Origin of the sequence: Comamonas sp. B-9 (genome assembly GCF_000410635.1) — a bacterium.
Taxonomy (GTDB): domain Bacteria; phylum Pseudomonadota; class Gammaproteobacteria; order Burkholderiales; family Burkholderiaceae_C; genus Comamonas.
Window position 1 is genome coordinate 1,435 of record NZ_KE148543.1, and the last position, 206, is coordinate 1,640.

The 206-nt window shown below is 73.8% G+C and carries 1 pseudogene; it reads right to left on the reverse strand.

Annotation, left to right across the window (positions count from 1 at the left end):
- Positions 1–206, reverse strand: a pseudogene (locus H928_RS32225) (TolC family protein); the annotation flags it as partial.

Sequence of the window (206 nt, forward strand, 5' to 3'; positions counted from 1 at the left end):
CTGACAGCCAGCTCCGGGTTGGGACGCGCCTGGCTTTGCACCACCATGCCTTCGGCGGCAGCTGCGCCATGGCGGGCCGCCTGCAAACCGGGGTTGGCCGCCAGGGCCTTGTCCCAGGCGGCAGCCAGCGTGATCGCCGGGGTGGCCTGCACAGGCGCAGCGGCTGCGGCTGGCTCAAGGCTTTGGGCGGGCGCCTGAGCCTGGGC